Annotated in this window: 18 protein-coding genes and 2 pseudogenes; 8 read left to right on the top strand and 12 right to left on the bottom strand. The window is 52.9% G+C overall.

The genetic code is table 11. The features are described from left to right. Positions 1-276: 276 nt before the first annotated feature. The 3 genes and pseudogenes from Mag101_RS17935 (at position 277) to Mag101_RS18060 (ending at position 1807) form a co-directional block, all read left to right on the top strand. Positions 277-465, top strand: coding sequence for a hypothetical protein (locus Mag101_RS17935; RefSeq protein WP_198040033.1), 189 nt, complete (start codon positions 277-279; stop codon positions 463-465). After that, positions 447-976: pseudogene (locus tag Mag101_RS18055) on the top strand (peptidase M13); the annotation flags it as partial. The gene Mag101_RS17935 and the pseudogene Mag101_RS18055, both read left to right, overlap by 19 nt. Before the next feature lie 195 nt (positions 977-1171). Next, entirely contained in the window at positions 1172-1807 is a 636-nt protein-coding gene (locus Mag101_RS18060) for a M13-type metalloendopeptidase (RefSeq protein WP_232325230.1), read from the top strand. 132 nt (positions 1808-1939) lie between these two features. On the opposite strand, the gene Mag101_RS00370 is transcribed toward Mag101_RS18060, so the two are convergent. The 10 genes and pseudogenes from Mag101_RS00370 to Mag101_RS00415 all read right to left on the bottom strand — a co-directional run bounded on the left by Mag101_RS00370 (position 1940) and on the right by Mag101_RS00415 (position 16852). Beyond that, entirely contained in the window at positions 1940-2128 is a 189-nt protein-coding gene (locus Mag101_RS00370; RefSeq protein WP_077399214.1) for a hypothetical protein, read from the bottom strand. A gap of 148 nt (positions 2129-2276) precedes the next feature. Next, a pseudogene (locus tag Mag101_RS00375) lies at positions 2277-3341 on the bottom strand (polysaccharide lyase family 7 protein). Positions 3342-3490: 149 nt separating this feature from the next. Continuing rightward, positions 3491-5347: a polysaccharide lyase family 7 protein gene (locus tag Mag101_RS00380; protein WP_232325081.1), complete on the bottom strand. Its 1857-nt coding sequence runs from the start codon at positions 5345-5347 to the stop codon at positions 3491-3493. Between the two features lie 242 nt (positions 5348-5589). Further along, on the bottom strand, positions 5590-8460 hold the full coding sequence (locus Mag101_RS00385) for a TonB-dependent receptor (RefSeq protein ID WP_077399220.1): 2871 nt from the start codon (positions 8458-8460) through the stop codon (positions 5590-5592). A gap of 358 nt (positions 8461-8818) precedes the next feature. Then, positions 8819-9787 (bottom strand): sugar kinase, encoded by a 969-nt coding sequence (locus Mag101_RS00390; RefSeq protein WP_077399223.1) that lies wholly within the window; start codon positions 9785-9787, stop codon positions 8819-8821. Positions 9788-9835: 48 nt separating this feature from the next. Then, positions 9836-10585, bottom strand: a complete 750-nt coding sequence (locus Mag101_RS00395; RefSeq protein ID WP_077399226.1) for an SDR family NAD(P)-dependent oxidoreductase — start codon at positions 10583-10585, stop codon at positions 9836-9838. Between the two features lie 61 nt (positions 10586-10646). Next, positions 10647-11942 carry an MFS transporter gene (locus tag Mag101_RS00400; protein WP_077399229.1) on the bottom strand — a complete coding sequence of 432 codons (1296 nt, stop codon included), beginning with the start codon at positions 11940-11942 and terminating at the stop codon, positions 10647-10649. 14 nt (positions 11943-11956) lie between these two features. Beyond that, positions 11957-12298 carry a cupin domain-containing protein gene (locus Mag101_RS00405; protein WP_077399232.1) on the bottom strand — a complete coding sequence of 114 codons (342 nt, stop codon included), beginning with the start codon at positions 12296-12298 and terminating at the stop codon, positions 11957-11959. A 20-nt stretch (positions 12299-12318) separates the two neighbouring features. Beyond that, positions 12319-14562: a heparinase II/III domain-containing protein gene (locus Mag101_RS00410; RefSeq protein WP_157520047.1), complete on the bottom strand. Its 2244-nt coding sequence runs from the start codon at positions 14560-14562 to the stop codon at positions 12319-12321. A 19-nt stretch (positions 14563-14581) separates the two neighbouring features. Next, positions 14582-16852, bottom strand: a complete 2271-nt coding sequence (locus tag Mag101_RS00415; RefSeq protein WP_077399235.1) for a polysaccharide lyase 6 family protein — start codon at positions 16850-16852, stop codon at positions 14582-14584. A gap of 435 nt (positions 16853-17287) precedes the next feature. On the opposite strand from Mag101_RS00415, the gene Mag101_RS00420 reads away from it, so the two are divergent. Continuing rightward, a complete protein-coding gene (locus Mag101_RS00420; protein ID WP_232325082.1) occupies positions 17288-20350 on the top strand; it encodes a TonB-dependent receptor in 3063 nt (1020 codons plus the stop codon). Between the two features lie 247 nt (positions 20351-20597). Here Mag101_RS00420 and Mag101_RS00425 read toward each other — a convergent pair whose 3' ends face one another. Then, positions 20598-21371 carry a FadR/GntR family transcriptional regulator gene (locus Mag101_RS00425; RefSeq protein ID WP_077399241.1) on the bottom strand — a complete coding sequence of 258 codons (774 nt, stop codon included), beginning with the start codon at positions 21369-21371 and terminating at the stop codon, positions 20598-20600. A 166-nt stretch (positions 21372-21537) separates the two neighbouring features. Continuing rightward, a complete protein-coding gene (locus tag Mag101_RS00430; protein ID WP_077399244.1) occupies positions 21538-22419 on the bottom strand; it encodes a LysR family transcriptional regulator in 882 nt (293 codons plus the stop codon). A gap of 120 nt (positions 22420-22539) precedes the next feature. Between Mag101_RS00430 and Mag101_RS00435 the strand changes: the two genes are divergently transcribed. The 4 genes from Mag101_RS00435 (at position 22540) to Mag101_RS00450 (ending at position 25503) form a co-directional block, all read left to right on the top strand. Continuing rightward, positions 22540-23316, top strand: a complete 777-nt coding sequence (locus Mag101_RS00435) for a ferredoxin--NADP reductase (RefSeq protein ID WP_077399247.1) — start codon at positions 22540-22542, stop codon at positions 23314-23316. A gap of 360 nt (positions 23317-23676) precedes the next feature. Continuing rightward, positions 23677-24132: a hypothetical protein gene (locus tag Mag101_RS00440; RefSeq protein ID WP_077399250.1), complete on the top strand. Its 456-nt coding sequence runs from the start codon at positions 23677-23679 to the stop codon at positions 24130-24132. Between the two features lie 43 nt (positions 24133-24175). After that, positions 24176-24844 (top strand): PspA/IM30 family protein, encoded by a 669-nt coding sequence (locus Mag101_RS00445; protein WP_077399253.1) that lies wholly within the window; start codon positions 24176-24178, stop codon positions 24842-24844. Beyond that, the gene (locus tag Mag101_RS00450; protein WP_077399255.1) at positions 24844-25503 is read left to right on the top strand and encodes a YqiJ family protein; all 660 of its coding nucleotides are present in this window, start codon (positions 24844-24846) and stop codon (positions 25501-25503) included. The genes Mag101_RS00445 and Mag101_RS00450 overlap by 1 nt, the downstream gene beginning before the upstream one ends. Positions 25504-25512: the final 9 nt, after the last annotated feature.

Raw genomic sequence — 25512 nt, forward strand, 5'->3', positions numbered from 1 at the left:
TTTAATTAATATCTCGCCATTGTTATCAGAAATAAACTCCAGATAATACTCTTCTTTATGCCAATTTTTGCTTGCAATAAGTACTTCTTGGCCATGCTGTACGATAAATCATAATTTAATTCGCCTTCAATTGAATATGAGTTTCTTGAGTATGCGGTGCATAAAATAACTATGCTGATCAAACAGCTTATGCAAATTTTAATAATATGTTTTGGAATTTTATTTAAATTCATAATTTTTATGGCTATTCTCTAATGCGTAAAAAGTGGCCTGAACATGATCCGTATCGTCACCGCTGTTGTTCGGGTCATACACTCCAGTCTTTACTATTTTGAAGAGGGTGAGAAGTCGGAGCAGGTGCGAGCTGCCTATCTGGAACACATCGCCAAAATGTTGACGCTTACTGGTTCGGCAGCGCTGAGTCCAGCAGTCAACTGGCGCAGCTTATTTACGATCTTGAATTAACGCTCGCCGCGCAGCATATGAAAAAGGAAAAAACCCGGGACATGGTTGCGCTCTACAACCCGGGAGCCCTAGCTGAGTTGCCGGAATTAATGCCCAATTTTAACTGGCAGGGGTTTGTTGCAACTACAGGTATTACTGAGCTGGAAAATCTGGTGGTAACTCAGCTCGATTATATGCGAGAGCTAGATCCATTATCAGCGAGACCAGTATTGACGCCTGGAAGCCATATCTGAAGTGGAGTGCCGCACGCCATGCCGCACCTTATCTTGATGAGGCCATCTATGCTCAGCACATCGATTTCAACAGCCGCACTTTGTATGGTGTGGAAGAGCCGCGCCAGCTGTGGCGTCGTGGTGTGAATCTAGTGAACCAGCACTTGGATGAAGTCGTCGGTATGGTGTACGTGAAGGAGCACTTCCCACCGGAAGCCAAAGCGCGTATGCAGGAGCTGGTTGCGAATCTGATTAAAGCCTATGAGGTTAGCATCAAGGAACTCGACTGGATGGGCGAAGCGACCAAGCAGGAAGCCCTCGACAAGCTTTCCAAATTCACCCCGAAAATCGGCTATCCGGATAAATGGCGAGACTATTCTGCGCTGACCATCAGTGGCGACGATCTGTATGGCAATATGCAGCGGTCCGCACTATTCAACTACGCCGAAATGCTGGAGAAGCAAAAAGGCCCGGTCGCTAAGCATGAGTCGGCCATGACGCCTCAGACTGTAAACGCTTACTACAATCCACCTCTAAACGAAATCGTATTTCCTGCCGCAATTCTGCAGCCACCATTTTTCAATATGGAAGCCGACGATGCAGTGAACTATGGCGGTATCGGCGCAGTGATTGGCCACGAAATCGTCCATGGCTTTGATGATTCCGGTAGCACCTTCGACGGTGACGGTGTACTGCGTAACTGGTGGACGGAAGAAGATAAATCCGAATTCAAAGCCCGCACTGCACAGCTGATTGATCAGTACAGTGCTTTCGCACCCTTTGAGGATCTGCACATCAATGGCGAGTTTACCCTCGGTGAGAATATTGGTGACCTGGGTGGCCTGAGTATTGGACTTCTGGCGTATAAGATGTCCCTTGATGGAAAAGAAGCGCCGGTGCTCGATGGGTTCACCGGTGAGCAACGTGTGTTCCTGGGCTATGGGCAGATTTTCCAGGGTAAATATCGTGAGGAGGCAATGCGGAATCTGATTAATACAGATCCCCATGCGCCGTCCGAATTTCGCATCAATGGTGCAGTTCGCAACGTGCCGGAGTTTTATAGTGCGTTTGGTGTCAAGGAAGGAGATGCTCTTTACCTAAAGCCGGATCAGCGCGTGAAAATTTGGTAAATGAGCCCTTTGGGCAAGTGTCCTTATAAATACTTTCGAGCCTCAGCTGAGGCTCGATTTCTATTTTTGGATGACGTCACGCCGGTTTAGTTAGGGCAGCTCACACTGGTATCATTTCAACAATTCAAAAAATTACTGGTAGCTCAATTCTTCAACAACGATCCCGCCTTCCTTCTCAACCACCAAAATAATTGATTTACCTGCCCCAGGTGTGTTGTTACCTATATCGCCAAGATTTCCTGCTTTAATTAATATTTCGCCATTGTTATCAGAAATAAACTCCAGATAATATTCTTCTTCATGCCAATTTTTTTCTTGCAATAGGTACTCCTTGGCTATTCTGTACCATAAATCACAATTTGATTCGCTTTCAATTGAATAAGAGTTTCTTGAGCATGCGGTGCTAAAACAAATAACTATACTAATCAAACAGTTGATACAAATTTTAATAATATGTTTTGAAAGTTTATTAAAATTCATAACCTTCGTGGCTATTTTCTAATGCGTAAAAAGTGGCCTGAACATAATCGGTATCGTCGCCGCTGTTGTTTTGGTTATACACTCCAGCCTTAAAGTATTGATACTGATCATCGACGTCGTAGCCACTGCTGCTCATATCCACCACTTGTACCACATCATCTTGTCCGTCACGGATGATGGTCACAGTAAGCGTATTGCTGACTACCTGAATCTCATAACTGAATAATTCATCCAGTGCGATCCCGTCTTCGGGGTTTGCTGCGTCGTTAGCGCGGCTACCGATCATTTCGAACCAGATATCCTCGCCCCCCTTTATTTCATGGGCAATATAAATGGCGCCTTTGGTGTTTTGTGGAAGTTTGCGGTAATAAAGCCGCACCGGATCATCGTCGTTGGCATGGATCTGGCCGACGATTACGCGGCCGATCTGATAGGCCTCACCTGTGGTGGTGACATGGTTTACTGCGAGTGTCGCGCGCAATGTGCCGTCGACGCCACCTGCGGCGTTACGTGCACTCTCTGGCGCTGACCCGAATACCCAGTTGTTCTTGTTTACACCCTGGGTTTTTATGTTGGTATTGCCACGGCGTAGCATCTACCGCAGCTCTGTGCGGGTATAGGAGGTATTCGTGGAGGTTTTGAATCCGGCAACCGGGCAGCGAAACACCATGCCGCCATCGTCTCCGGTAAAGAAATAGTCGCTATTGCCGTATCCGCTAGTCAGTTCATTTTCGCTAATGGAGTCGGACTTTCCGTTGCCGTCATTATCACTGGGTACGCTGAGATACCAGTCGGCGAGATCAAAATTACTGGAAGGTGGTAAGAGGGGATCTAGATTACCGTATGGGTTGGAATCGGCACCGGAGCTGCCACCAGAGCTGCTCGAGCTACTGGAACCGCCGCTGGAACTGGAGCTTGAACTCGAGCTTGAACTCGAAGAATTAGAGTTATTGCCATCGGTATCTCCACCACCACTACAACCGGTCAATGCTAGTGTGAAGATAGACAGGCCAAGGAGTTGCTTCCAAGCAGCAAGAAGAATCCTCAACGACATTCTTTATAGGCCTCTTGGCTTCCCAAAATTAAAAAGCCCGGAGCGGCGGGGAAGTGGCGATCACCTGCTCCGGGAAGCTTCTGCTGGGCGGCCGTTCGATGCTTGGGGCTGGCCGCCCATTTCACGCGATTTAGAAAGGCTGCTTTGGATTAGTTGTGAGACTGTTCCAAAGCATAAAAGGTTGCCTGTACGTAATCGCTGCCGTTACCAGTATTGTTCTGGTTGTAAACACCGGCTTTGAAGTACTGATATTGTTCGGATACGTCGTAACCACTGTTGCTCATATCCACAACCTGTACCACATCTGCTTTGCCTTCACGGGAGACGGTGACGGTCAGGGTGTTACCGACGACCTTCACTTCGTAACTCCACTTCTCGCCCAGTGCAATACCGTCGGCAGGGTCGGAAGCGCTGCTGGAGCGGCTACCAATCATGTCGTACCAGCTGTCGCTGCCGCCGTTCGGCTCATGCGCCATATACACGGAACCTTTGCTGTTGCCAGGCAGTTTGCGGTAGTAGAGACGCAGGGGTTCGTCGTTGTTGGCATGGATCTGACCAACGATTACACGGCCAACCTGGCCGCTGTCGCCGGTCGTGGTGACATGATCAACAGACAGGGTTGCACGCAGTACGCCGTCAACACCACCAGCTGCGTTGCGGGCTGCTGACGGGGCTGAACCGAATACCCAGTTGTTACCGTTCACGCCCTGAGTAGCGATGCTGGTATCTCCGCGGCGCAACATTTCACGCAGCTCGGTGCGGGTATAAGACGTGTTGGTGGAGGTTTTGTAGCCGTCCACCGGGCAGCGGAACACCATGCCGCCATCGGCTGCAGTGTAGAAGTAGGTACCGTCGGCGTAGCCAGCGTTCAGTGCGTTTTCCTTGATATCGTCGGACTTGCCGTTGCCATCGTTGTCGGTCGGTACACTCAGGTACCAGGCGCTCAGGTCAAAGTTGCTGGATGGGGGCAAGTTCGGATCCAGGCCACCACCGGAACCGGAGCCGCCACTGGAGCTGCCGCCTGAACTGCTAGAGCTTGAGGAGCTGGAACTGGAGCTCGAAGAACCGCCGCCGGAACTACTGCTAGAGCTGCCGCCATCGGTACAACCGATCACATCCATCTCCAGAATACTGTTCCAGTTGTTGGCGGTGTTGCCGCTGCCGGTAACGCGAACGTAGCGCGCGCTGGAATCTGCCACATCGTAGCTTTCCAGGTCCGCGCTGTTGCCGCTGGATTGTCCACCGGACAGGACTACGGTCCAATTGCTGTTGTCGGTCGAGGTTTCGACTTCGAAGAAGCTCGTGCGCTGATTGCCTTTGTACCAAGCAATATCGATTTCTTTCACAGTCTGCGCAGCGCCGAGATCAAGTGTTATCCACTTGATGCCTTGTGAGGACCAACGTGTAGCAAGACTGCCGTCAATCACGTTTGCCGGGCCATTGCCATCGTTACTGCCATCGTCAGAGGCAGAAGCCACCGACAGATTGCTGCCGGAGGTACAGCTGCCACCGCCAGAGCTCGAGGAGCTACTGGACGAGCTTGACGAACTTGAAGAGCTGGAGCCAGAGCCCAGATTTTCGAGCGCGAAGTCATCGAAGCGACCTTCGCTACCGTTGTAGGCACCGAATACAGTAATGCTGCTGGCGCTACCGGAATTGAAGTCCACGGATACTTGTTGCCAATCGGAATTACTGGCGTTGCTATCGAAGGTGCTGCCGTTTACTTGTGCCCCGATGGTGCCGGAACCACGCACATAAGCCGTCAATCGGTAATTCGTGTTTGCACTGACAGGAACATCCTGTTCAACGCGACCACCACTGCCGGAAATCTTCGCGGACTTGCTGCCACTATTGGCAACGCCGGAGAGGGCAGAGGGATCGGTGTCAGCCCAGTTGTCCCAGCTACTTTCGAAGCCGGGGTTTTGAATGGATGCGTTGGCGCTGGCAATACAGGTCGACAGCACGGCGGCACAACTGAGTTTCATCGCTAAAGATGTTGGTTTCATGTGACCCTCTTTATGTATTTTTGTAGGGTTTTCTAATTTGCAGCGTAAAAACCACCGCTGCGTCGTTTACCGAGTTTTCTAACCACGACAATGGCTCCGGTTGTGTCCGGTGCTCCCTGCTGTGCGCGGAAAAATAGCGAAAAAGAGCGGTAAATCTGGTCAACGTATGCAGCCGGCGGTGTGAAACCGCCGGCTGCAAAATCACTACCGTATTTCAGTAGCTTTATCGTGTTCGTCCTAAATTAGAACTTCGCACGTACGCCCAGTACGTAACGGCGGTCGGTTTCCATAATCTGGAAAGCGGTACCGTTGGAACCGGTGTTGATGGTGGGCTCTGCAGTCAGGTTGGTGATGTTGGCGATTACAGTGATGTCACCGGTCACATCGTAGCTGGCAGAGAGATCCAGTTGCGAAAGGTCTTCGCGATAGTTGTTACCCAGGGTTGGATCGTCGGAACCAGCACCCAGAACGAGTTCGCCCAGTGGCAAGACACGCTTGGTTTGAGCTTCGTCGAGGAAACGATCGCGATAGGTATACGCTAAACGAATTCCGAGGCCTTCATACTCGTAGTAGAACTGCGTGTTGAAGGTGTTTTTGGAGATATCTTCCAGTGGCGTGCCGTTGGGATCTTCACTATCTGCATAGGTGTAGTTGGCGCTCATACCCAGGCCAGACCAGCGACCGGGCAGGAAGTCGAAGGCTTGCTGGTAACCCAGCTCCAGGCCCTGAATCTTGCCGTTTTCACCATTGGTGATGAAGTCGGTGAGAATACCCATGTCGGAAATAGGCGTGTTCTCGTTGGCGTACTGAATACCATTGGCCTGCCACAGACAGATCTTGTCGTAGTCAGAGGTATTGGTCAGCGTGCTGACAACTTCTGGCTGGTTTTCGCACTCGAACGTCTGGGTCAGGAAGGATTCAACATCCTTATAAAACAGGGTTGCTGAGACCATGTTGCTGTCCCAGTAGTGCTCGGCGGCGATGTCATACTGGGTCGCACGGTAAGGTTCCAGCTCCGGGTTACCGCGGCTGGCAGCGATGTACGCATCGCGATAGTTGTAGGCCGGGCTCAGCTCGTTAAAGTCCGCACGGCGCATTACCTTGGCGGCAGCAAAGCGCAGCTGGGTATCGTCGGTCAGGCTCCAGGTTACGTTCAGGCTGGGCAGGAAGTCGTCATAGCTTGCGCCATCGGAAACAACCTCACCCTCTTGATAGGCACTGGAACTGATATCGGTTGATACGTAGCGGCCACCGACGATCGCACGCACATCACCGAAGTCGAGGTTTGCCTGGATATAGGCCGCGGAGGTCTCCTCGTTCACTTCGGAATAGCTGCCTTCCTGATACTCGAGGTTGTCTGCGAGGCTACCGCTGATTTCCATATTGGTGCCGGCCAGCAGCTGCTGCACGATGTCAAAGGTTGCCTGCTGGTTCTGCAAAAGACCCACATCGTATGCGGTCACTTTCGCCAGGTCGTAGGCACCGCTTCTGCCGGTGTGCTCGAAAGCATCGCCACTGAAGTCGTAGTCTTTGATGACATCCGGGAATTGGGCGGCGATGTCTTCCATCCAGATGATGTCAGGATTGCCGTCAGCATCTTCCAGGTTCTTAAAGATATTGGTGATACGGAACTGATAGCGATTCTGCTCGAAATCGCGAGAAGTCACACGTACGCCACTCTTAACTGATGATACCCAATCGAGGCCAAATGGCTCGGCGTATTCCACATCAAATTTGAACGCGCTTTCTTCGTTATTGATATAGGTACGAGTATCTTCGTAACGACGGAACGCCTGATTTTGCTGATCGGTAAATACATAGCCGTCGGCAAAGTCGATTGTTGGTGCGCTGCTGTTGCTGTTCTCGAAGGTAACCGGAACCAGCCACTTGTTTTCGCCTTCTGCGCCTTGACCTTCCAGCGCGCGATCAATACCGCGGAAGCGGAATTCGGAGAAGGGGGTGTAGCTGTCGGCTTCGGCGTAGGAAAACTCACCGCTTACGGTTAGCTTATCGGTGAAGTCCCACTCACCACCGAACGCATGGCTGAACGAGTCGCTGTTGCGGAAGCTGGAACCCGCAGTTTGCAAAGGCTGCACTTCATCGTACATAAAGTTTTGCAGCTGACCGTTTCCATCTTCATAGGTTTCGCCCGGGATAACGGTCGGCGTGTCGAGGATGTGCAGCAGTGAGAAGGTTTCCTGGCTGCCAGCGCGTTCAACGGAGTTCAAGTCCAGATAGAACTGACCCTGTTCGGAGGCGGGTGCCCACTGGAAAGAAAGGTTAATTGCGGTGCGCTCGCGTTCTTCGGTACGTGGGTTGAAGGTGTGCTCGCGACCGTATACGTAGTTGCCACTGGGTGTGTTTTGTGCCGGCGCAAGGCCGTCCACTTCACCTACCTGTAACTGCAGCAGGGATTCGTCGCGGCGCAGTTCGCGGTCCTGATAGGCCAGAGACGCGATAACGCCAAAAGTACCAGCATCACCCAGGTCCCAGGTATTACCGACGCCTGAGCTCATGATGGGCGCCAGGTTATCCGCTTTATCGGCGTACTCACCCTGCACGGATATGGCGGCCAGTGGTCCATCGAGATCCAGTGGGCGTGCCATTTTAAGGCTGATGGTGCCGCCCAGTGCGCCCTCGGTCATGTCGGGGGTTGGTGACTTAATCACTTCCACTTTTTGGAGGAAGGCGGCGGGGAAATCCTGGAAGTCGACGCCGCTACGGGTGTCACCTAGTACGGAGCGGCCATTTACTTCCACACGGTTCTGGGTGAGGCCGCGGATAGAAACCTCAGAGCCCACACCAAAATCGCGGTTAATGGAAACACCAGTAACGCGCTGCAGGGCTTCGGCGATGTTGTTATCAGGGAGCTTACCGATGTCTTCGGCGACAACGGCGTCAACCACACGGGCATCGTCGCGCTTGGCATCGGCAGCGGCTTCCAGACTGTGACGGATACCGGTTGTGACAACCTCTTCCATTACAGTGGATTCGCCCGATTGGGCGAAGGTCATGGGCGCAAACGCCATCGCGGAGGCGGAGAGCATTAATACGCTGAGGTCCCGCACAGCGCTCTGCTTATCGAACTTCTTAAACTTCTTATAGTTATCCATCTAACAGTTTCCTCTCATTGTAAGAACGATTTTATTTTTATTAACTCGCAGTAGACGGAGTTAAACCAATTCAAGAAAACCTGTCAATCATATTGGTTTCCGTATTGGTAAGACAGGTTGGTAGGGATTTACCATAAGACATTGTTTTATAAATATTTTTTCTTAATAACTGGAAACTACGATAAATAATAATTATTTCTATGTTTGTGGTATGGCTCTTAAAAACGGAAAAGGGTCAAACCAATTGTCTTGATAGGTGTGCTGTGCTGCTAATGGGTGCATGCGCGCCTGAGAAACTTCGAGGCATAAAAAAAGCGGCTTAAAAGCCGCTTTTTCGAGCACGGAAACCGCAAAATATTTATGCAGGGTCCGCCTCAGTAACAGGCATTGTCGGCATCGCGCTTTGCGCGATGATCGCACCGCGATGCTGGATTACCGTGCCCGCAAGCTTGTGCCCGCAGAGGGCCGCTTCTTCGGCGTTGTTGCCGTCGAGACGGCTGGCAAGGTAGCCCGCATTAAACGAGTCGCCCGCGGCCGTAGTATCGATTGGTGTTACCTTATTGGCCGGGACCAGCTTCGGGTCGCGGTGTGGCTGAACGATCAGGCATCCTTCGGCACCCAATTTCAACACTACCTCTTTTACACCGTACTCCTGGAAACGCGCCAAAGCGGTATCGGTATCACTATCGGCGAACAACAGCTGCTCGTCTTCAAAGGTGGGTAGAGCAATGTCCGTCAAACGCAGTATCTGCTCATACGCCTTGCGCGTGAGTGTCTCACTGCCCCATAGCCGCGGCCGGTAATTTCCGTCAAAAATGACTTGCCCACCACCCTGGCGGAATTCCGCCAGGAACTCGAACAGACATTCACGTCCATATGGAGAAAGAATCGCAAGAGAAATACCGGAAAGGTATACCGCATCGAAATCCTTTAACTCCGCAAAGAGTTGCTTGGCAGCCTGTGGATTGTCCAGTAGACGCTTGGCGGGTGCGCGATCTCTCCAGTAGTGGAAAGTGCGCTCCCCACTGGCGTCAGTCTCGATCAGGTAAAGCCCGGGCGTACCGTTCGCCTCACGCTTCACCAGATCGCAGCCGATGCCTTCGGCTTGCCACTGGCGGATCATCCAATCGCTCAGGTGATCATCACCGAGCGCTGTCACATATTCGACGCTGGCGCCGAGCCTGGACATATACAAGGCTGTATTTAGCGTGTCGCCACCAAAAGCGAGTCCCGCGCTTAGGCGCGACTCACTGTGATGGCTGCGACAATCGTCGCCGAGGTTCATTTCGAGCATACACTCGCCGATGACCGCTATGCGCTTGTGCATGGTGTTCCGCCTGTTTACCGCAATACTCTATTCGACTGTTCTTCCCGCTTAGGAGAAGAACAGGCCACCGTTGATGTCGATGTTGGTACCGGTGATGAAAGAAGCTTCGTCAGACGCCAGGTAGGCAACTGCGTCGGCAACTTCCGGTGCTTTACCTTCACGCTTCAGCGGAGTGGCATTCGCAACGTTGGTACGTACGGCATCTTTGGTGAAGACGTCGTGGAAAGTCGTGCTGATCATACCCGGGCACAGAGAGTTAACGCGGATGTTCTGCGGACCCAGCTCTTTCGCCATAGCGCGGGTGAAGGTCATTACCGCACCTTTGGAAGTCGCGTAGGCAGAAGCACCGGGGCCACCGCCGTCACGGCCAGCCTGGGACGCCAGGTTTACGATAGCGCCGCCGTCCATGTGCGGAACAACCGCTTTGGTCAGCAGGAAGGTGCTGTTCAGGTTCAGGGCGATCACTTTGTTGAAGAAGTCTTCGTCCATTTCGCCGAGGGTTTTACGCTCAACCAGACCGCCAGCAACGTTTACCAGAACGTCGATGTTGGAGCCGTAAGCTTCCTGTGCTGCAGCAACCACTGCGTCAACATCCGCCTGCTTGGTCATATCGCCTTGAGCGATGATGGCTTCGCCGCCGGCCGCTTTGATTTCGGCCAGGGTTTCTTCTGCAGTCTGGCTATTGCTGAAGTAGTTCACGACTACTTTCGCGCCCTCTGCCGCCAGCTTCAAAGACACCGCCTTGCCGATGTCTCGTGCCCCACCGCTGACGATGGCTACTTTGCCTTGAAGTTTCATAGTTACTCCTAACTGTATTTTTTTCGTCCGAATATGTTTCGAAGAGTGATCAACGTTTGTCTTAGCTCGCTGCTTCAGCGAGTTGCTTCTTTTCCTGCTTGCTGCGCACCGGTGCGATACGCCCCCCAACAAACAGGACAGAAATCAACATCAGGGGCACCAGTGATGCGCCGAGAATGAAGAAGGGTGGGTAATAGGTGCCATCGTTAGTGATGATCGGAACCATCTGGATGGCGGTGATTACACTGATAACACCGACCGCGCCGCTGATACCGGCGAGGCTGGCTACGCTCTTACCAGAGAAGTAGTCGCTTGGCAGTGTCTGGATATTGTTGATCGCTGCCTGGAAGCCAAACAGGATCACTGTGATCAGCGCGAGTGCTGCCGCGGGTGTTGCTGCAACAGTTGTCGCCAGCAGTGCAGGCAACATGCAACAGCCACCTAGAACAACGGCGAACTTACGGGATTTGTTTACGCTCCAGCCGCTGCTGATCAGCTTACCGGACAGCCAGCCGCCAAAGATCGCGCCAGCCGCGGCACCGCAGTATGGAATCCATGCGGAAGCACCGATTGCCTTAACGTCAAAACCGAATTTGTCGTTCAAGTACAGTGGCAGCCAGGCCACGAACAGCCACCAGATTGGCTCAATAAAGAAACGTGCTGAAATAACGCTCCAGCTCTGACGGTGAGACAGGAGCTCGCGCAGCGTCGGCACGTACTCATCTTCGTTTTTCTCGGGTGCAATCTGGCCAGAAAGGATCAGCTGACGTTCTTCTTCGGTAATCCAAGGGTGCGCATCCGGACCACTCTTGTAAATGATCATCCAGGGCACCAGCCAGATGAAGCCGAGTAGCGCGATGACAACAAAAGTCGCCTGCCAGCCAAGGAATGCGTACAGGAAGGCAACCAGTGGGGGGGCGATAATGCTGCCCGCAGAGGCACCTGCGCCGAAAATACCCTGCGCAAGCGCACGCTCTTTGGCTGGGAACCATTCGGCGTTGGCCTTGGTTGCACCCGGCCAGTTACCCGCTTCACCGAACCCAAGCAGCGTACGGAAAATGCTGAAGGACGCCACGGAAGTCGCCAGCGCATGCATGGCAATCGCCACCGACCATACGATAATAGAAAGCATAAAACCGAGACGTGTACCGATCGCATCAAAGACGCGACCAAACACGGCCTGACCGATTGCGTAGGCAATCAGGAATACGCTCATGATGTTCGCGTAGTCGTGGCTGTCCATACCGAGGTCGTCGGCAATACCGGGCCACATAACGGAAAGCGCGGTGCGGTCGATGTAGTTAATGATGGTGGCTAGTGCCACCAGGGACACAATGGTCCAGCGTAAGTTCTTCATTATTATTATCCTGATTAGTTATTCAGAAAATCTTCCCGGTACGGGCTGAAGGTGTCGAGCAATACACCGGCTTTTTTACACACCGCACCGTGTTCCAGGTGAGGCGCGATGTAAAAACTATCTCCTGCGGAAAGCAGCTTCTTCTCGCCATCGACCTGCACCTCAAACTCACCACTTTCCACATAGCTAACCTGTGTGTGTGGGTGTTTGTGTACGTAGCCAATGCTTCCTTCCTCAAACCAAACACGGACAATCATCAGGTTGTCATCGTGGCCGAGGATCTGCCGCTTGATGCCACCACCGAGGTCTTCGACCTCGACATCCTGGGCTTGGACAAATGCGTCAGTTGCGGGCATATCGTTCTCCGCTAAATCCGTTAGTTAGTGATTTGGAAAAGTTTGGCGCGGCCGCTAAATGCGTAGCGATTACCGCGGAATTCAAATTGGTTCTTGCTCTCACTGCTGGCCGAGGCACTGCGGTTAAACGCCAGTAGTTGGGTGCTGCCGTTCTTGTTCTCGATGGCCACCAGTTCAATTTCGCCAACTTGCTTATGCGACAGCCCCTGGATGTCACTCGCTGCTCCGAGGGTAAATTCTTTGGCCGGATTGTATTCACCGTGCGGCTCAAGCACGCTCACGAACGTGTGTGTCTGAGAGTGCTCCCGGCGAGCGATAAACGATTTTTCCGAGCGCAAATTGAAGTCGGGATCGTTGGCACCGAGTTCGGTGAATAACAGCTGGGTATCGCCATCTACCAAACTCGACTGGGTGTAGAAGCGACCGTTGTCATTCAGCCAGGTTATCTGGGCCAGACCAGCACTGGGCTTGGCAGCGGCTTTCAGCCACAGGTGTTGATATCCGTTGTTCTTGCCCAGTGCCGAAATTCCATCGGTAAAGCCGCGCAGCGCGAAGTTGGTATCGACCAGTTGGCCACTGTAATGCACGGGCAAATCAATCTGATGGATCTTCCCGGATGTCACCTCAAACAAGTCAATCGCATAACTGGATTGATTTTCAGGGCTGTTCACCAGCGCCAAGGTGCGGATGAGCGTGACACCGGGATACGCGGAATCAATTTCTGCTGCGCTGATTTTTACCTGATCATCCGCGTGGAAGAACTTCAGTGTCGGGTAGTGCTGATTGGCAAACTGCAGGTTGTTGTCAAAGTGAGACGTTTCATCCAGCACAACGGTATTGTGTGCAATGGTTTGCTTTGCCCAAGTCTCATTTTCCGGTAGGTAGCGGCCGCCATTTTTCGCTTCAACATTTAGGAAGCGCGCGGCGCCGTAATCGGTGACAATTTCCGCGCCGCGGTCATAAAACTGCCAGCTCAATTTGTCGAAGTGGCCGTGGCCCAGGCCCTGCGCGGCGGGTTTGAATACCAGTGCCTGATCGCCATTAGCCTGCTGGCGCATCACCACCAGCGCACCTTCGTCACCATCCTTTCCGTCGCGGAACGCGGTGGACTTAAACTGATACGGCTCTTGTTTCCCTGCGTCGAGGGCTTGCGCCACTGCCAGGCCATCGCCGGTAAGCAAAATCTGGTTTTGCTGGGCAGCAATATCGAGCAATTGCGGGTTCGCAGATTCCCCGTGGGCGATGGTTACACCGAGGACCAATTCAGAGGTATCGATACCTTTGCTTTTAATGGCGTCGTTCAATGGGAAGAACAGCCCGTTGTAGCTCAGCTGGATGGTGGTATCAATGGCCTTCATGACGATACCGTCGCGGTATTCGAAAATACCTCGCTCCGGCTCGTTGTTTTCAATAGCTTTAGCGAAGGTCACGAATGGCATCAGCGCGTAGCGCTGGTAGTAGGGGCCCTCGTTATAGTAACCGTCGGGGGAGAACAGAGTATTCAGCTGGCGCAGGAACCCGCCCTTGCCAGATTTGTCCAGATCAAGCAGTGCCTGCTCTACCCACTCGGGTTCATCCAGTACGTAGCCCGCCATTCCCACGCCGGCGGTTAACCATGTGCCGTGGTTGTGCACCTTATTAAAGGTGGCCGGAGAGTCTACCGACAAAAATTTGACGACCGGGCGCAGCGCACCCTGTTCGATCTTTTCCGCTTCCTCATCATTGAGTGCCGGGCGGATTAAATCGTAGGCCTGGATGGTGTAGACCAGCCAGACCGCCTCGTTCAGGCTCTGCCAGAAAAGCTTGCCGGGGTTATCGGCATCGGGGCGGCGTTTCGGATGCAGAGGCAGTGTCGGGTACAAATCCGCATAGGCCAGCAACATGTCGCGTACGCGTTCCGCGTACTTTGGATCCTGTGTGATCTGAAAGAGCACCCCGGCGTTGTACATCAGCTGGTAGTTTTTCTTGTGCTGCTCGTGCGTATAGCCACCACCGGCATCTGCGGGTACCGGTACGATAAATGGTTGTTGCAACCCTGCGTCTACAGAGGATTGCGTCGACAAAAATGCGTTACGGAAGCGCCCGGGAACCTTAATCGCACCCTGCATGGCATCGACGTCGGCTGCATCGATCACCAGATTTGGGTGGGAAGCGGCAAATGCCGATAGCGGATATACGCTAAGTGCCGCCGCAGAGACACCGCCCGCCAGCGCGATGCAGGCGGCCAGGGCTTTTGGCTTTTTGAAAACGGATTGAGCAAACATGGGAATACTTTGACTCTTATCAGTTTTTAGCTTCGTTATTCGCAAGAATCGCGGTGTGCGGGCCTTCCGCGACCAGTTCCTTCACGTCCGGCAGCGGTGCCTTGAAAAACTGGTTATTGGCGATGCGTGTCACCGGTTCACCTACCGTGTGTTCGACAACAATGCCGGCACTATTTTCAATACGGTTGTCACGCACATCGGACACCTGCACGCCATGCAGCTTAAGTAGCGCCCTAGCTTTATTGCGTTTGCCTTGAGAGGACTCGGCTACCACGTTGTTGCTGAAATCGAGATGCGGACCGAAAGTACTCTCGTCGGTGCCACCGCGGTACAAATCGACCAGAGCACCCTGCACCTGAGTAAACGTATTACCAGTGACGGTCACATACTCGGCGTTGTAGATACCCAGGTCATCTTTCTCTTTATTTAGCTTGAGCAGATCACCGGTAATATTTTCGAAGTGATTGTTCACCAGGGTGATGGTGTCTGCGAAAGCGCGATGGCCGGAGTCGAAAAAGTGATACGAGTGGTTGATATCCAGGCTTTCTACGCGGCTATTGGTCATGGAAAAACGATAGTTCTTCAACATGCCCCAGGGCGCGGTGCGGATAAGGATATTGCCTGCGTTGTCCGGGCTGTTTGCGCCAGAGATTACCAGCCCATCCAGTGCCAGGCTGCCGCCGTCCTGAATCTCAAACATTACTGGGCGTTCTCCGGTGATTGTCACCTTGCCCTGTTTCTTTGCCTTGATGGTCAGTGTTTTGTTCACGGACAGGCGCTTGCGCGTATTGTAGCTACCGCTCTCCAGCACCAGGGTGTCGCCATCTTCGGCGCGCTCGATGGCATCGAACAGTGCATCTTCGCCGGGGCTAACGCGCGTGGTTTTACCACTATTGAACGGCGTAACCGGCTCTGATTTCGGGTACCAGGATACGCCAGTCAACTCTTTGGTGGTGACTGCGAGGTCCCGACTCGCGCCTTTTTCGGCAGCGGATGCGTTTTGTGGATAGAGAAGCCCATTGGCTGCGCGGCGCAGCTTGCCCACTCCGCTTTCGATACCCTGGTGAATCTTCTGGTCGACAAACCCGTTGGACACATTGTTTGCAAAAGTAATCCCGGAAATGTCATCAAATACGGAGAAGGGTGATTTTCCATTCTCGCTATAGAAAATATTTTCGGAAATCGTTGAGTCTTGCGGTGTCGCGCTGCGTTCCTGGTCAGCGCCTGCGGCCAGATGAATGTGGTCCACATTGATAAAGCTATTGTTTTCAATGTTCGCGTTGACCACACGGTGGTAACGGTTGATGGGAGAGTTGGGAACACCGTTCATTACGGTGAACCCGCTCCCAAATCGATAGCCTGTGAGACCTTCGAGATAGTTGTTGCGCACTTGCTGGTCCGCATTAATCACGCGGATACCGCCGGTGTGATCTACGCCATTGCCGAGAAACACGTTGCCTTCAATCAGATTGCCGTTGCCGTGACGCATGGTCAGGGTGCCACGTGATTCGAAAAAGGTGTTGTTGCGTAGAATATTTTTGCCGGATTTGACGGAGATGATTTCCACCTCGCCGTCACAGCGGTCAAAGTAATTGTTTTCGACCACGGTGAAAGAGTCGGTCAGAGAATAGTGGCTGGTGCCGATGCGCAGGGTTTCGCCGCCGTTGGAGCCCAGGACCGGGCGCGGGCCGAAATAATTGTGATCGATCCGGTGGTGGTTTTCCTGGCTGGCTTCGCTGTTCAGGCGCACGGCCATGGTCACACCCTTGTTGCGCTTGCCGGCAAGGTGGTTGTGATCAAAGCGATTGTTCTTACCGTAAATGCTCACCCAGTAATCCGACTCCATGCGCTCTGGCTTGCTGAAGTCTTCGATCACGATTTCGGTCACCCGGGAATTATTCGCCAGGTGTTCCTTGTTGCGACGGAATGCCACCACTTCGCTGCTTGGTGTGTAGCCGTCCTTAAATACCAGCCCCGATACCACCAGATGCTCACCGGCGAGGCGCAGGTTCGACTGGCCACTAATGAAGACCTTACCTTTTTCCTGCGCGGTCAGCGTAATTGGATTCCCTTCTTCGCCATTTCCGGTGAACAAAATTTCAAAATCGCTCCAAACACCATTCGCCAGTACTACGGTATCGCCCGCTTCGAGGTTTTTAGCCACTTTTGCGTACGCGTCTTGATCGCGCACCAAGTACTCCTCGGCAGAAGCCTGAACACAAAACAGGGATGCCTGCCCGCAAGTCAGCAGTGCGGCGGCCAGCAATGGTTTGATTCCTGAAGCTCTCATGATCACCTGAATTGTTTTTCTGGGTTTGGTTAGCCGCGATTGTTTCGCTTTCCGCACCAATAAAGGGCGTTTACTGACGTCGCGGAGTTATTATGGGGCCAGACTAAATTGGTAAAAAATAATTGTCAACCAATTGGGTTAACCAGTTGTTGTCAGAATTTTGTGCGGTTTTGGTGCGTTCCGCAGAATATTCCGATAAAGTGCACAAAAAGTGCACAGGGGTCAGTCCAAAATGTGAAGTTTTTCTGAAAATTGGTTGACTAGGGTGTAGGTGGGTGAGAATTTGTGCATGCCAGATCGCGGGCAGCCCTCCAATAAGAGGTTGTTACTGGTCGATAGGCTGATAAAAAAAACCGCGAGATGAGCGATGAAGAAGGCGCCATAACAGGGCGCCCTTGTTACTATCAACGAACGCAGACATCCTTGGGGGTAATCATGCGTGATAATAATAAAGACGCGAGAGATGTAATGGCTAACGAGAAAAATTTTAAGAAGTCGCTTCTTGTAAGCGCTATTGCCGCAGTCACCTATGTTGGTTATGCAGGTGCTGTTCACGGTCAGGAAGCAGCATCTTCTGACCAGGCTCTGGAAGAAGTAGTAGTTACCGGTTCCCGCGCTACTATCCAGTCCACCATCGACATCAAGCGCAATTCCGTAACTATCGTAGACGGCCTGTCCGCCACCGAAATCGGTGAGCTGCCGGCACTGTCTATCGGTGAAGCGCTGGAATCTGTTACTGGTGCCTCTTCCCACCGCGAAAACGGTGGTGCAACCGAAATCTCCATCCGGGGTATGGGCCCTTACCTGAGCGCTACTACCTTTAATGGTCGTGAAGCCAGTAACGGTAGCGGTGACCGCTCAGTAAACTTCTCCCAGTTCCCTTCTGAGCTGATGAGCAAAGTTGCGATTCGCAAGACTCAGGATGCCAGCCTGATTGAAGGTGGTGTAGCGGGTCTGATCGAGCTGGAAACTCTGAAGCCGCTGGAATACGGCGAGCAGCGCATCCAGATTGATGCCAAAGCGAACATTAACCCGAATCAAGCGAACATCGACGATCCGATGGCCGGCGATACTGGCTTCCGCGGTACCGCGAGCTACGTAGACCAGTTTGAATTTGATAACGGCATGGCACTCGGTGTATCTCTGGGCGTACAGAGCAGCGATATTTCCCAGCCTGAATCCGAAATGCGCTCTTCCAGCCCGACTGGCTCCTCTCGTTACGCGTGTTTGAATGATCCCAGCGTAACCAATGAAGGCTACTACCGTACTTCCAGCGGTGACTGTGAAGACCAGATCGGTGGCTCTTCTAACCAGGGCTACCAAACTGATGTAGATCCTGACACTGGCCTTGCAGAAAGCGATGGTATTCCTTACGCGTTCGCTTCCAGCTCCAACGGCTACCGTCAGAACGATACCCGCGATGAGCGTGATTCCGTTTTCGTTGCGCTGCAATTCCAGCCCAATGACAAAACCGATATCAATTTCGATCTGCAGCAGTCTGAACGTGTGCAATCTGAACAACGCCACGACCTGAACTTCGCCAACATGAAGCGTGTAACCCCGGGTGTTACCGCAGAATCCCTGGTCGTTACCGACAGCGGTACCGTACTGAACTGGGAAGGCGAAACTGCGCTCGAATCCAACAGCGAGCTGTACGAGCGCGCGGAAGATTACACCGGTTACGGCTTGAATGTGTCCTACGCGTTTACCGACAACCTGACCGTGACCGCGGACTACTCTTTCTCTGAGACTACCCGTACCGAAAACCAGATCTTGCTGCGTACCCAGTCCGACAGCCGTGATGTGTTCGGTGAATCTACCGACGGTGGCTATCGTCCGTTGGTTCAGTGGGACATGGACTCCGAGATCCGTCAGTACACCATCACTGACTTCGACGTTACTGATCACACTTTGTTCTCTGATGAATACCGTATCCGCGTGGATAACGATGTAGATCGTCGCAACACCAACGAAGCTTTCCGCGCTGATTTCGATCTGCGTCTCGACGGTGAGCTTGTGACTGCCGTACGCGGCGGTATGCGCTTCTCCGAGTTGGAGTATGTAGATCTCGGCAGCGCCCGTGACACCTACGAGATCGACCGCGGTGATGACGAGAGCGAAGCGGCTCTGTTGGCAATCAACGAAGCATGTTCAATCGCTTTCCCAGAAAGCGACTTCATGAACACTGAGAGCACCGGCAGCCTGATCACCATGCTGGACGGAAACGGCAACCAAACCGGCACGTCCAACTCCTGGGCGACTTTCGATACCCAATGTGTAGCCGACATGGTTCTGTCGCACCTGGGTGAAGATTTCGCCTATCCTGAATTGGAAGACAAGAGTGCAAGCGTTACCGACGTCACCGAGACCACGACTGCAGCCTATGTAATGGCTGATTTCAGCAGCTCTCTGGCGGGCACCCCGATCAATGGTAACGTTGGTGTACGTGTAGTTCAGACCGAAGTAGAGTCTGTTGGCTACCGTACCCCGTACACCATTATTACCAACGCCGATGGCACCTACGCCATGGAAGAGGTGGACGGTGCGGACCTCGAGCGTGTAACTGCCGGTGGCGACTACACCGAATTACTGCCAAGCCTGAACGTTGTGGCTGATGTACGCGAAGACGTCCTGGTGCGTGGTGCGATTTACCGCGGACTGTCCCGCCCGGATCCTTCTGACCTTGGCTACCGTCGTTCCTTCGACACTAATGGTTCCGATGACATCGTCGATGTGGCGGACCTGCTGGACGGTGTGAATGGCGATGGCAACCCGAACATGCAACCGCTGACCTCCTGGAACTTCGATACTGCGATCGAATGGTACCCGAACGAAGACACCATGCTGGCGTTTGGTGTTTACCACAAGCGCTTCCAGGGTGGCTTCGAGACCGCGCAAATTGTTGAAACCTTTGAAGTTGATGGTGAAACTCTGGCTGCGGACTTCAACATCACCCGTACCGACGATGACACCAGCTCTTTGACTGGTTTCGAAGTGACTGGTACTCACCGCTTCTCTTACCTGCCGGGTTACTGGAGTGGTCTTGGTGTGAAAGCCAGCTACAACTATGCCGATTCCAACTTCGAATTCGAAGACAGCAACTACGGTGATTCCGTGGTGCTGGATCAGAGCGGCAACGTTGTTTCTGAGAATATCGGCATCATCGCTCCGGGTAACATCCCAGGCTTCTCCGAGAACGTATTCTCCGGTCAGCTGTACTACCAGGTCGGTGATTTCGACACCAGCCTGATCTACAAGTACCGCAGCGAGTACTTCCAGCCTTACACCAGCAATGGCACGCGTCTGCGTTTCGTTGGTGACGTAGGTGTATGGGAAGCGAAAGCGTCTTACCAGGTTACCGACAATGTGAAGCTGAGCCTCGAAGCCATCAACCTGTTTGATGAGCCGAAGAAGCAGTACTTCTACACCCGCGATAACCTGGGTGAGCTGAATAGCTACGGACCGCGTGTATTCCTTGGCCTGAAAGCCAAGTTCTAAGCGCTATCCAAGGCATAGGAAGCCTGCAGTCTAATACCCCGGTAGAGGGCTGCAGGTTTCGGTTTGTTTGATTGGTTGTCTCTTCTCCATCCGACTAGGTGCCGCCTGTCGGAGATGATTCGCCCGCCTTGTGCGGGCTTTTTTGTGTCTGGCATTTGAGTATTTATTTTGGGTTGAGAAACTATACGCAATAAAAAAGGCCATACCGCAAAGCGGTATGGCCTTTTGAAAAGCGTTCTGTAACTGATTAGTTGGCAGACTCGCCCAGGCGATCGATGGAGAAACGCTTGCGGCGTTCAGAGACTTCGCGGCGCACTACCTCAACGGCTTTTGCTTCAGATGCATCGTGCAGTGCATTCAAGGAGCGGTTGAAGTGCAGGCGCATAGCCTTGCGTGCCGCATTGGGGTCGTGATTTTCCAGTGCCTGCAGAATCGCTTTGTGTTCTGCCAGGCGTTTTTGTCCGTCTTTTTTACACACAGACTTGTGCACGGTTTGGATTTCCGGAGAGTGCCCCTGGATATCCCAAAGCTTGTCGATAGTGCTCATTAATACCCGGTTATTGGTTGCCCGGGAAATCACTTCGTGGAATTTTCGGTCGGCGCGCTCAGATGTGAGGTTGCCTTCCTCGTTCTCGCGCACCATATCGCGGTAGGCAAGACGCAGGTCCTCCAGTTGTTCTTCGGTGATCATGGTCGCCGCAAGCGCTGCCAGTTCACCCTCAATAAGAACCCGTGCTTCGGTCAGTTCAAACGGACTGAAATCCTTTGAGTCAGAAAACGAATTAACCGGTTCGATGACGTAAACCCCGGAACCGGTGCGCACAGCGACACGGCCCATTACTTCCAGCGCAATAATCGCTTCGCGAATACTGGGGCGGCTTACTTCGAACATCTCTGACAGCTCTCGTTCGGATGGCAAGCGCACGCCGGGCGGGTACTCACCACTGTCGAGAAGAGTCAACATTTTTTCTACCACCTGCTGATAGATGCGGCGGGAATTTCCAGAAAAATCGCTTTTCATAGCACGTAAATTCTATCGTTATCTTGCTGGCCCAATAGGCCTAAATACGTCTCTGAGTCTATCACAATTGGTCTTACAGGCAATGTTTATTGGCCAGATGGGTGGGGTTGATAGCTGTGCTCCTGGCGCGTGTAGCGAAAGGCTCTTCTGCCAAATTACAGTGCATTTATTGCACCTGCTGGCAGAGCTCGAGCCAGCGCTCAATGCCGGCGCTGCGGTACTTTTGTCGGTGCAGTACAAAGTAAAATTCACGGCTGAAATCTCGCTGCGGCACGGGCAATTCCACCAGTGCGCCGCGACGAAACGCGTCGGTTAAGGAAACTCGCGAAAGGCAGCTAATACCGAGCCCTGCTTCTACCGCGCGCTTGATTGCTTCGGTGTGTTGCAGCTCCAGACGAATGTTGAGTTCCGGTAACAGCCCGGCGAGCGCGCGCTCGAAGGTCTGGCGGGTTCCGGAACCTGTTTCGCGTAGAATCCAGGTGGCCCCGCGCAAATCTTCGTCACTTAATTGTGCGCGCTGTGCCAGTGGATGGTCTGGTGCGCAGAACACCACCTGCTCGTCTTCCCGCCACGGGATCATTTCCAGGTCCGGATGATTCAGCTCGCCTTCGATCAAACCCAGGTCGAGTTCAAAGTTCACTACGCCCTGGGCAATCGCCGCGGTGTTGGCAACCTCCAGTTCTACCCGGGCCTCGGGCTGTTCTTCCATATAGCGGGCCATAATGCCTGCAGCCAGGTAGTTGCCGATGGTAAGGGTTGCCCCGATCTTAAGTCGGCCCAGGTCGCTGTGTACCATCAGGGTCGCTTCGAGTTCGCGCGCACGCTCCAGTAGCTCCTCCGCCCGCGGCCACAATTGTCGTCCCAGTTCATTTAATCGCAAACGCTTGCCGGTGCGTTCGAACAGGCGCAGGTCGAACTGTTGTTCAAACTCCTTTAGCGCAGTGGAGGCTGCAGACTGCGACATGTTCAGGCTTTCTGCGGCGCGGCTGACATTTTCGTGATGGGCACAGGCCAGAAATACTTCCAGTTGGCGCAGGGAATAGCGCATAAATGCCAGTCTCCAAGTATCGATAAATTAGATAACGAGTATCAATATATCCCATTTTGCCAATACGTTTGCCAGCATTAGAATGCACCGAGAAATTGAGGAATAAGCGGTTCTATTGTTATGTCTAATTTGAATAAAGAAACGGTGCTTGAGGTCCATCACTGGAACGACACCCTGTTCAGCTTCAAAACCAGTCGTGACCCCGGTTTCCGCTTCGAAAACGGCCACTTCACCATGATCGGCCTGGAGCAGCCCAATGGGCGCCCGCTGTTGCGCGCCTATTCCATTGCCAGTGCCAACTACGAGGACGAGCTGGAGTTCTTTAGTATCAAGGTGCCCGATGGCCCGCTGACCTCGCAGCTGCAGAAAATTAAGCCCGGTGACGAAATTTTTGTCAGCCGCAAGCCCACCGGGACCCTGGTTGCCGACCACCTGCTGCCCGGCAAGCGCCTGTGGCTGCTGTCTACCGGTACCGGTCTGGCACCATTTATGAGCATCATTAAGGATCCGGACGTATATGAGCGCTTCGACCAGGTGATCCTCACCCACGGTGTGCGCTTCAAGTCTGAGCTGGCGTATCAGGATTACATCGAGAAGGAGCTGCCGGCGCACGAGTACTTCGGTGAGATGGTGCAGAGCGGCCTCCTGTATTACCCCACGGTGACCCGCGAGCCTTACCGTAACAATGGCCGCCTCACCGACCTGATGGTGTCCGGCAAAATGTTCAGCGACCTCGGTCTGCCCACGCCAAATGTGGAAGAGGATCGCTTTATGCTGTGCGGTTCCCCGGCCATGCTCAAGGATCTGACCAATATTCTCGACGATTGGGGCTTCAGTGAAACCCGCGCCGGTATCCCGCGCGAATACGTGATCGAGCGCGCGTTCGTCGAAAAATAAACCGAAGTAAGTATTTGCTGACGGGGCAGGGCAGCGGTGTCGGTACTTAGGAGTGATTGCGTGATGGATTGCGCAAGGACAGAAAAGGTTTTCTCCACTCCCAAGTGTCGACCCCGGTGCCCTGCGGAAGAATCGGCAGCACCACACCAGTGAAAGGGTTTTACCCTGTTTGACAACCACCTTCGGGTGGTTTTTTTGTGCCTAAAACACAGTCTGGTGCCACATAACACTCCTAGTTTCGCGTCGCTTAGTCCAGCCGTGAGGAAAATTTACCCGCCAAAGTTCCCCCTGTAACCGGATGTAATTGACCGTCACAAAATTCGTGTGTACTTTTGTATACATTGCAAGTCAGGGAATGCCATGCTCAATAAAAACCAATCCATTTCGGCGCGTCTATCTGCGGAAGACTATGCCTACCTCATGTCCATTGATCGCAATGGTGCTGTTACGCAAAGCGAAAAAATTCGCGAGTTGATTGCCATGGCACGAGAGTCGGTGGGCGTAGAGAGTTATGTGCGCGCTTATCTCGCATCCGGTGAAACCATGCTGCCGGTGAAAGCAAAGTATACCGATGAGCCACAGCGCAGTTTGTTGGTTGAAGCGTTGCTGGAACTGATCACGGAAGGAGCTGCTGCCATTCAAGTGTGTGCAAACCAGGACCCCATAGCACCCGCACTAGAGCAAAAGGCATTGCCAGCGGTAGAAGCATTTCTCGAAAAAATGTTACTGGTGGCACTGGATAGTGAGCCCCGTCTGGCAAACACCGATACAGCAGCAAGAATTCAACAGCGCGTAAAAAACCTGATTGAACGCTAACCATCGAAGTGCTTGATTAACAGGAAGGAAGAAGGAAAAGACAATGAAAGAAGGACTGATTAAACGTATTTCCAGAATTATCTCTGCCTCTGCCAACGCGGTTGTGGATTCGGTGGAAAATGCGACCCCGAAACTGATACTCGAACAGGCTATTCGCGAAATTGATGAAGCGATTGTGGAGGTTCGTGACCAGCTGGGTAAGGCCGAAGCGGCAAAGTATCTCAGCAGCAAAACCCTGAATGAAGAGAACACTCGTCACACCAGCCTGGGTGAACAAATCGAGGTCGCTGTACAGCAGGGACGTGATGATCTCGCAGAGGCGGCTATTGCCAAACAGATGGACATCGAAGCACAAATCCCTGTTCTGGAAAAAACCATTGCGAACACCGATCAAGAAATTAGCGAGCTGAACTCCTACATTTCTGCCCTGCAAGGTAAAAAGCGTGAAATGCGCGAGCAATTGCGGGAGTTCGTCAAGGCCAACGAGCATGTCGCGAATGGCGCTACCGGTGAACAGCAGGGCAGCAGCCGTGCAACAGCCGATAAGGTCGAGCAGGCTACCGGTGCCTTCAACCGCATTATGGAAGGTGCCGGCGTACCCACCTCCGAGTCCAATGCCGACGCCACCAAGTTGGCAGAGCTGGAAGAACTCGCACGCAATAATCGGATCAAGGAGCGTCTGGCGAAAATCAAAACCCAGACGGAAGCCTGATGGGATTCTTCCTGCAGGACGGCAATCAGTTATTCACCGGTGCTCTGGTACTGATGCTGATGATTGCCGTGCTCGAGGGCGCAATGCTGCTGATTGGCGTCGGTATTTCCGACATGCTGGATAACCTGCTGCCGGATATGGATGTGGACCTAGATGCGCCCGATACCGAAGCGGGTGGTGTGCTCACCAAGGTCCTTGGCTGGTTGCGCTTTGGTGAGGTGCCGGCACTGATTTTATTGGTGGCATTTCTGGTCAGCTTTGGTGTTACCGGACTGCTGATCCAGATGTTTAGCGAATCGCTACTCGGACTGCTAATACCTGGTTGGCTGCTAACCATTCCAGTATTTTTACTGGCGCTTCCTCAAGTGCGTTTCGTGGGCAATTTATTGCGCAGGTTTGCGGTCGGTGACGAAACCGAAGCCGTTGGGCGTAAATCCTTTATTGGGCGCGTTGCGGTGATCACTATTGGTGAAGCAGCCTCTGGTTCACCAGCAGAAGCGCGATTTAGTGATGAATTTGGCACTACCCATTACGTAATGGTAGAGCCGGATAATGGTGAAACGTTTTCACAGGGAGAGCAGGTGCTGTTGGTGGAAGAGCGCGGGGCAAACTTTCGGGTCATCCGGCCAACCAACGAACACCTGCTGCATAACAATTAAATTGGAGAA

It is taken from the genome of Microbulbifer agarilyticus (assembly GCF_001999945.1).
Lineage (GTDB): Bacteria > Pseudomonadota > Gammaproteobacteria > Pseudomonadales > Cellvibrionaceae > Microbulbifer > Microbulbifer agarilyticus_A.